We start from the raw sequence: 8,073 nt of genomic DNA, 5'->3' as shown, positions 1-8,073 counted from the left end.
TTGAGGTTGTGTTGCGGCAGAATACCCGTGAATGTGGCGAGCATTGTGGTATAAAAAACGCGATGCCGCTCAGGACACACACCGACCTGGCATTGGCCGGTTTATTGCATGACATTGGCAAGCTCTACCAGCGAGCCCACTGGGGCAGTCCGCCCAAAGGGGTTGGCGACTGGAGCCATCCGGCACACACCGATTGGGTCATTTGGAAGTGGAGGCGGGTTTTTCCGAGTTCGAAGTGGCTCGCCCCCACCACCGCCCGCCACCACGAAGGTTGGCGCGATAAACCCCAGTACCAGCCCCAGACACCCGAACAGTGGTGTGTGGCCCTGGCCGATAGCTACGCCTCGAGCGAACGCATAGACGTAGGTGAAAGGGGCGGTCACGCACTCGACACGCTGCTTGGGTCAGTGATGGCCGGTTTTCAGGTGCGGTGGGACATGGGCTCAAGCCTTCTCATCAGGCTAAGTTTTTAGGGTCAACATAAGAACGTCGCTGTTTTTCAATGGGGTTGTCATGGCGTATCTCGTACAAGTTGCTCTTGGTCCTGTACAGGATTTCATCTACACGGCTCGCCGCAGCCGAGATCTGTATGCCGGAAGCCGCCTCCTCAGCGAGGCAGCGGGGGCTGCTGCGGCCTTTTTGGCTGGAGAACTGGGTTACGAAAACCTGATTTTTCCGGCTCCTAACAACGCGGAGCACTTTCGACAGCTAAGCCAATCAGGCATCCCCAACGTGGTGCTTGCTTGGGCACCGGGAAAACCCGACTGTAGAGCTTTGGCAGCGGGCGCCCTGGAGGCTGCCAAAAAGTGCGTGTTGGAGAAGGGCCGGGAGGTGCTGGGCGAATACCAAGCTTTGATTGACTGGAGCAACGCAGAGAAGCAACTCGCGGACATGCTCGAGGCCTACTGGGCCTGCGTGCCGTTTGAGGGCGAACAGGATTATGCCCAGGCCCGCAACCGGATAGTGTCGGTCATCGCAGCGCGGAAGAACACGCGCGATTTTGCTCCGGTTAGCTGGGGCTCGAGCCTGCCCAAAAGCTCGCTGGATGGGGCGCGCGAAACGGTAATCGCAGGCGTAAGCGAAAGCTGGAAGCGCCGGGTAGGTATCCGCGCGGGGGAGGAGCTGAGCGGGGTAGACCTGGTGAAGCGGCTCTGGCCTGGGCGGGCCTTCCTCAGCACCTCGCACGTGGCGGCCCTGCCGTATTTGGAGGGTTTGGAAAAGCAGGGCAAAACCCAGGCTCTGCAGTTTTACCTCGAGCGCCTGGCCGACCTGGTGGGCGAGGGAGCCCGAGAGGAATGGGCCCACCCTGTCGTGCGAGACACGATTCTGAGGGACTTTGACCCCAGGCTACTCTTTGTGGGGCGGCTGGATGAGTTCTTTGAGGGGCCGAGCCCGAACCTCGAGGCAGCCCGCTCGGTGTGCGGCGAGATGTACCGGGAGCTGGGCGAGCCTGTGCCCTACTATGCCCTTCTTCATGCCGATGGCGACCGCATGGGCGAGACCATAGACCACCAGAGCCAGCAAGGGGTGAAGGGCCACCGAAGGCTTTCCAACCAGCTGGCCCTCGGTTTTGCAGGGAAGGTTCAGCGGATAGTGGAAAACCACCAAGGCTGCCTGGTTTTCTCCGGGGGCGACGATGTGCTGGCCCTGTTGCCGCTGCACAGGGCTCTTCCCTGCGCCAAGGCTCTGGCTCAAACCTTCCGGGAGGCCATGAAAGGGTTCGGGAAAACCCAGGACCCCACCCTTTCGGTGGGGCTGGCTATCGTGCACCACCTCGAGCCCCTGCAAGACGCCTTGGAGCTGGTGCGCCGTACCGAGAAATTGGCCAAGGAAGGGCCTAGGGGCACCCCACCGGAACAGAAGCGCAACGCTCTGGCGATTGCCTACAGCCCCCGCAGCGGCAGTGAGCGCATGGTGCGGGGCCGTTGGGACGAGGCCCCCTCGCTCACCCAGCGCCTTTACCGCTACCAGGACCTGTTTCGCCTGGAGCAACTGCCTGCCAAGGCAGCCCACGAGCTGAAAACCTTGCTGGACGAGCTGGGTGAGGTGGAGGGGATGGAGCAGGCCCTGGTGCTCGAGGCGAAGCGCATCCTGAAGCGCAAGGAACTCAAGCCCGGGTACCTTCAAGAACTCGACGTTCTAAAAGCCCCCGCCGATGTAGCCCGCCTAGCCGACGAGCTCATCATCGCCAAGGTGCTGGCCAGGGCCTACGAGCAAGCCCAGGTGCCCCTTGAAGACTTGGAGGTCTACCGTGCTCATTGAGCCCCGCGACCCCATCGTTGCTCGGGATGGCCGCCCCTTCAGCAGCAACCCTGGGGCCAGGGCCCGCAGCCTACCCTTCCCCCTGCCCCAGACCATAGCCGGAGCCGTGCGCACCCGCATCGGGCTTTCCCGAGGGCTTAGCTTCCCGGGGGCAGCCCAGCAGGTGCGGCAAATTGGCATTCGCGGCCCCTTGCTGGCCGAGCGGGGGCAAGAGGGCTGGAGACTGCTGGCGCCTGCGCCCGCCGATGCGCTGCTTCTGGGCCAGGGCGAGGCGTCCTTTCTATACCGCCTGGTTCCGCTCAGCCTGGGCAAGGGAATAGAGACCAACCTGCCCGAAGGGCTCCACCCGGTCGGCATCCCCAACCCCGATAACAAGAGTAAGCCCCTTGCGGTGCCGCGCTTCTGGCACTGGACCTCCTTCGAGCGCTGGCTCCTGGAGCCTCCGGCCAAAGCCGAACAGAAGGGGAAAGACTTGGGGCACGATGGTCCCCAAGGCGAGGTGCGCACCCACCTGAAGCTCAGCCCCGAGACCCAGACTGCCGAGGAGGGCTTTTTGTTCCAGACCTCGGGGCTCGAGTTCACCTTCGCCCGCCAGGATGCTCGGCAAAAACCCCTTCTCTCCTCTGCCCGTCGCCTGGCTCTGGCCTTGTGGGTAGAGGATGCCCCCAAGGGAGTTTTCCCCCTGGCAGGAGAACGGCGGCTTGCTTTTTGGCTGAACGAGACCATCCCTCCACCTCAGCCTCCTGCGGCGCTCCTGCAACGCCTGGTGCAGCACCAGGCAGCCCGGGTCATCTTCCTTACCCCAGCCGCCTTCCGGGCTGGCTACCTGCCGGAGAACCGTGCCCTTCAAGGGGCTCGAATCGAGGCCGCCGCCCTGGGCCGGGCCACGGTGGCCTCGGGCTGGGACCTGGAGCAGCACCGCCCCAAGCCCAGCCGCAGGCTGGTTCCCGCCGGCAGCGTGTACTTCGTGCGGTTCGCGGGCTGGAGTGAGAGCCGGATTAGGGAATGGCTGGACGGCATTTGGATGCAGAACCTAAGCGACGAGCCCCAAGACCGACTGGACGGCTACGGCCTGGCAGTGGTGGGGAGCTGGACGGGCGCGCTTGCCAAATTGGAGGTGTGAGGTGCGGAGGGTTGTGGAGTTTAGGGAAGCGTATCAACCTCGTTTGAGGGATGCGTACCTAGTCGAAACCCGGATGTACAAGCTATTGACACCGCTTATCGGTGCAGGTAGCAGCCCATTCACAAGCGACTTGCAGGCCCCTATCCGGGGGGGAAGCATTCGCGGCGTGCTGCGCTTCTGGTGGCGGGCCACATGTGGCAACAGGTTCGGCAACCTCAAGGGTATGAGGAGTGCCGAGATGGCCATCTGGGGCAGCACAGATGTGTCTTCTGTTATAAATGTATACGTAGAAGTCAAGCCTACAGCCGAAATTGAACTAAGGCCAACGCACAAAGCAAAAGACGAACCCGACAGCTCGGTAATACCGGCCTATATCTCCTGGCCTCTGAATCCACCCAAGGAAAAACCGAACGATATCAAGGAGGTACTCCTTAACCTGCAATTTGCGCTCACCCTACGCTACCCCCGCCACTTTGAGGGAAGAAACCTAGCCGAAGAGATTGGGCTTACCCTTTGGGCCTTCGATTTTTTTGGAGGAGTTGGGGCGCGCACCCGCCGGGGAGCCGGAGCGGTTTGCCGTGTGGACGAGAAGGGCAGCCCATATTATTCAAAACGCGACATGGAATGGGGTTGGCAGTACATTAGTCAAGGGGGTTCCTGGCCTGACGGGGTTCCTCACCTCGATACGGAGTTGAAAGCTAGGCTGGTCGAGGGCGACTGGAGTACTTTGGCTGAGGGCCACAGGTCTTTTTTCTCCGAGAAGTTTTCATGGCAGAATAGAGGCCGAAAGCACAGCGAAGTGGAGCTTATAAAGCACAAGAGAACGGCATTGGGCGCGCCTTTCAAGTGGAGAGGCGTGAGAGTAGGTGACCGCCTAGCCAGCCCCGTCATCTATCGCCCGATATGCCTGAAAGAGGGAAACTTCTCGGTCGTCGTGGCCCTACGCAACCTTGGAAAAGAGGCTCCTAGAGCCAATCCTGCTCTAGTCAAGAAATTCTTCTATGCGCTAGGAGAAAGCAAATGAACACCTACATCCTTTTCCTGCACGCCCTTTCCCCCCTCCACCCCGGCACCGGCCAGGGGGTGGGCGGCATCGACCTGCCTATTGCCCGCGAGCGTTCGACCGGCATCCCCTACCTGCCCGGCAGCTCCATCAAAGGGGTGTTGCGCGACACGGCGGCGAGCAAACTTGCGAAAGACAAGCTCCTGGCCCTCTTCGGGCCCGAGACGGGCAGCGCCTCGGAGCACGCGGGGGCCGCGGTGTTTGGCGATGCCAGGTTGCTGTTGCTTCCCGTGCGCAGCCTGGCCGGGGTGTTTGCCTACGTAACCAGCCCCTACCTGCTCGAGCGCTTCGCCCGCGAGGCCGGTTTCGCTGGCCTTACCCCGCCGGCCCTGCCGGCTGCACCCGCCTCCGATGACCAGTGCCATCTGCCCCCGGAAAGCGCCCTTAAGTTGGGGGACAAGGTGTACAAGGTGTATCTGGAAGACCTCGACCTGAGCTACCAGGAAGCCAAGGAACTGGCCGAGTGGGGGGGCTGGCTGGCGCAACACAGCGGGGCTCAGGTGAAAAGGCGGCTCTGCCTGGTGCACGACGATGTGATGGGCTTTTTGCTCGAGACCGCCACCGAGGTCGTAGCCCGCATCCGCCTCGAGGACGAGACCAAAACCGTCGCTGATAAGGCTCTTTGGTACGAGGAGAGCCTGCCTGCCGAGAGCCTGCTGTATAGCCTGATAAGCCTGGGCAGCAGCCGCAAAAAAGCGGTGGAGGTGGCCCTGGACGACCTCAAATCCCTTCTGGGCTACGCGCAGATGGGCGGCAAGGCCAGCGTGGGTCGGGGGCTTTGCCGTCTGAAGCTGGGAGGAAGCGCATGACCCGGGAGCAAAAAAGGGCGAAGTCGGCCTACGAGCGCATCATCCAGCACTGTACCAAGGACAAGGACTGGCGCGAGCAGTACGGTGGCATGGCCCACAAGCTGCCGGTGCTGGTGCGGCAGGCCGGGCTGGCCCAGGCCCTGGCCTTCGTGGAATCGCGCGGTCAGGAGGCTCACCGGGCGCTTTTGGAAGACCTGGCGGGGACTGTAGGGCTATCCAAGGCTGAGCTGCTCAGGAAAAGCCGCGAGGCCAACCTGAGCGAGTACCTCTTCCTCACCCGAGAGGTTCTCGCAGCCGCCCAGTGGTACAAGCGCTTTTCCCAAAGCGTGCTGGACGTGGAGGCGGGGGCCGGGCAATGAGGCGCAATGTACTAAAAAGCTTGAAAAAACAAGACAGCACCCACGCGGGGCTGTGGCTCGACAAGTACATCGTCACTACCGACCCCGGCGATAAAGAGGCCAAGCGCAACCTGGTGGCCGAGGTGAGCGGCCAGAGAGTTCCCAAAGTTCCCAAGGGCTACGGTGATTTCTTGAAGCGCTACCGCGCCGGGTTGCGGGCGCTGGGAGCAGAGGAGCGCCAGGGCAAAACGCAAAGCCGCCTGGTGGTGGGCCTGGGGGGGGAGAGCGTGCTCGAGACCCACCTCACCCTGCACCGCACCTACGGGGTGCCCTACATTCCCGGCTCGGCCCTCAAGGGCCTCTCAAGCCGCTTCGCTGCCACACGCCTGCAGGGAGAGGCCTGGGCGCGCGACCTCGACCCCAAGCGCTTCTCCTGCGGCGAGGGGCAAAAAGCCCTCTTCGGCACCACGGAAGAAGCCGGGCTGCTCATCTTTTTCGATGCCCTGCCGATCGAGTACAAAATTCACCCCGACGTCATGACCCCCCACCACAGCGCCTACTACGGCGGCGAGGGGGTGCCCCCTGCCGACTGGGACACCCCCATTCCGGTACCCTTTCTGAGCGTCACCGGAAAGTTCGTGTTCGCGCTGGGGCTGGCCCCGGGGGTAGAGCCCGCGCAGGGGCGGCCCTGGCTCGAGGTCGCCTGGCAAATCCTTGAGATGGCCCTGCGAGAAGAGGGGGTCGGGGCCAAGACCACCTCGGGGTACGGGCGGATTCAGCTGGACAAGCCCTCTCACTCGCCGGCGACCCCTCCCGCGCCTCCAGCCGAAGCGACTTCCCCAGTGGACGAGCTGCTCCGGCAGTTTGACTCCTTGAAGGAAAAAGACCTTCCCTCCCAGGCCCCGCAGTTGGTAGTGAAGCTCTACGGGCTCGAGGTGCCGGCGGCCGAGAAAGCGCGCGCGGCACAGAAAATCTGGAAGCGCCTCGAGGCCGAGCGGCAGCTCAAGGGCAAAGCAGAAAAGCGCTGGTACCAGCAACTTCAGGAGATGCTGGGGCAAGGCTCTTGAGCCCTACCTAAACCCCGCCTTTTTCGACCTATACTGAGACCATGGCCCTCACCGTCAAAAACCCCGAGGTCGAGCGCCTGGCCGAGGAAGTAGCCCGCCTGGCGGGCGAAACCAAGACCGAGGCCATCCGCAAGGCCCTCCTGGAGCGCAAGGCCCGGCTTTTGTACCCGCAGCGCCCCCGCAAGGAGAGCGTGCTGGAGTTTTTAGAGCGCGAGGTTTGGCCCAAACTCCCTCCCGAAAGCCTAGCTAAAGCACCGACCAAGACCGAGCAGGAGGAAATCCTGGGCTATGGCCCGGAAGGTTGCTGATGGTGTTGGACAGTTCGGTCTTGCTACAGCTTATCTTTGCTGAGCCGGGGTACCAGGAAACCCTCGAGCGCCCCCTCCGGGCCGAAGTGCGCCTGGTAGGAGCCCCTACCCTGCTGGAGGTAGGGATGGTGGTGGGCAGTCGCCTGGAGCCTGACCGGCTTCACCTGCTGGACGAGCTACTCGACCGCCTAGATGTCCAAGTGATTCCCTTTGAAGCGGCCCATGCCCGCGAAGCGCTTTCGGCTTTTCGCCGCTTCAGCAAAGGTCGCCACCCCGCAGCCCTCAACTTTGGCGATTACCTGAGCTACGCGGTGGCCAAGGTATCGGGTCTCCCTTTGGCTTATGTGGGCGACGATTTCGCCCAGACCAATTTGGCATGATTCTGGCCGCTATCGTGCTTGCCCTCGAGGGCCCCGCCCGCCCCGACCCCGACGGCTGGCGGGGGCTGGTGTATGGCCTGCTAAAGGAGATAGACCCCGACCTCCACAGCGCCCAGCCCAACCCCTTCAGCCTCTCGCTGGGGGGGCGTGAGGGGGCCTGGTGGGTGCGGATGGGCATTCTGGAGGAGGGCCTCTACGCCCGGCTTTCGCCCAGGCTCTTTGGGCTTCTGGGCCAGCCGGTGAAGCTCAAGTCGGCCTTCACCGTGCGGGCAGTGTTGCAAGAAGAGCACCCCTGGGCCGGGGTGAGCAGCTACTCCCGGCTCTTCCAGGGCCAGGCGGGCCCCAGCCTAGGCCTTCAGTTCGCCAGCCCCACCTTCTTCCGCCGTAAAGGGAACAGCTACCCCCTGCCCGAGCCGCGCCTGGTCTTCGACTCGCTGGCCCAGCGCTGGAACGCCTTTGCGCCGGTCAAGGTGCCACCTGAGCTTACGGAAAGCTGGGAGCGCATGACCATCGCGCGCCTCCAGGGCCATACCCAGGCCACCCGGCCCAACCCCGACGAGCGGGGGGTGGGCTTTGTGGGGCGGGTGGTCTATCACCTGCCCGCGGCCAGCCCGCTGGAGGCCCAGTGGATGCAGGCTTTGGGCCGCTTTGCCTTTTACGCCGGGGTGGGGGCCAAGACCAGCTTAGGCTTTGGCCGGGTGCGGGCCTTCGACCCGAGACAGG

Annotated in this window: 10 protein-coding genes; all 10 read left to right on the top strand. The window is 63.2% G+C overall.

The annotated features are described in order from the left end of the window. Positions 1–473, top strand: a 473-nt coding sequence (locus tag NZN28_RS13210) for an HD domain-containing protein (RefSeq protein ID WP_295398888.1), incomplete at its 5' end; no start/stop codon positions are given. 40 nt (positions 474–513) lie between these two features. Further along, positions 514–2,262 (top strand): type III-B CRISPR-associated protein Cas10/Cmr2, encoded by a 1,749-nt coding sequence (gene cas10, locus NZN28_RS13205; RefSeq protein ID WP_295398886.1) that lies wholly within the window; start codon positions 514–516, stop codon positions 2,260–2,262. Further along, positions 2,252–3,385: a type III-B CRISPR module-associated protein Cmr3 gene (locus NZN28_RS13200; protein WP_295398884.1), complete on the top strand. Its 1,134-nt coding sequence runs from the start codon at positions 2,252–2,254 to the stop codon at positions 3,383–3,385. Before cas10 ends, NZN28_RS13200 begins: the two co-directional genes overlap by 11 nt. 1 nt (position 3,386) lies before the next feature. After that, entirely contained in the window at positions 3,387–4,409 is a 1,023-nt protein-coding gene (gene cmr1 / locus NZN28_RS13195; RefSeq protein WP_295398882.1) for a type III-B CRISPR module RAMP protein Cmr1, read from the top strand. Beyond that, positions 4,406–5,257 (top strand): type III-B CRISPR module RAMP protein Cmr4, encoded by an 852-nt coding sequence (gene cmr4, locus NZN28_RS13190; RefSeq protein WP_295398880.1) that lies wholly within the window; start codon positions 4,406–4,408, stop codon positions 5,255–5,257. The genes cmr1 and cmr4 overlap by 4 nt, the downstream gene beginning before the upstream one ends. Beyond that, on the top strand, positions 5,254–5,616 hold the full coding sequence (gene cmr5 / locus NZN28_RS13185) for a type III-B CRISPR module-associated protein Cmr5 (protein ID WP_295398878.1): 363 nt from the start codon (positions 5,254–5,256) through the stop codon (positions 5,614–5,616). The genes cmr4 and cmr5 overlap by 4 nt, the downstream gene beginning before the upstream one ends. 20 nt (positions 5,617–5,636) lie before the next feature. Beyond that, entirely contained in the window at positions 5,637–6,662 is a 1,026-nt protein-coding gene (gene cmr6, locus NZN28_RS13180) for a type III-B CRISPR module RAMP protein Cmr6 (protein WP_295398876.1), read from the top strand. A gap of 41 nt (positions 6,663–6,703) precedes the next feature. Then, positions 6,704–6,970, top strand: a complete 267-nt coding sequence (locus NZN28_RS13175; protein ID WP_295398874.1) for a type II toxin-antitoxin system VapB family antitoxin — start codon at positions 6,704–6,706, stop codon at positions 6,968–6,970. Beyond that, positions 6,970–7,350 carry a type II toxin-antitoxin system VapC family toxin gene (locus NZN28_RS13170; RefSeq protein ID WP_295398871.1) on the top strand — a complete coding sequence of 127 codons (381 nt, stop codon included), beginning with the start codon at positions 6,970–6,972 and terminating at the stop codon, positions 7,348–7,350. The genes NZN28_RS13175 and NZN28_RS13170 overlap by 1 nt, the downstream gene beginning before the upstream one ends. Further along, positions 7,347–8,073, top strand: a 727-nt coding sequence (cas6, locus tag NZN28_RS13165) for a CRISPR-associated endoribonuclease Cas6 (protein ID WP_295398869.1), incomplete at its 3' end; no start/stop codon positions are given. The genes NZN28_RS13170 and cas6, both read left to right, overlap by 4 nt.

Source organism: Meiothermus sp. (assembly GCF_025056915.1).
Taxonomy (GTDB): Bacteria; Deinococcota; Deinococci; order Deinococcales; family Thermaceae; genus Meiothermus.
The sequence above is the reverse complement of the archived record's forward strand: the minus strand, read 5'-3'. Positions and strand labels throughout refer to the sequence as shown.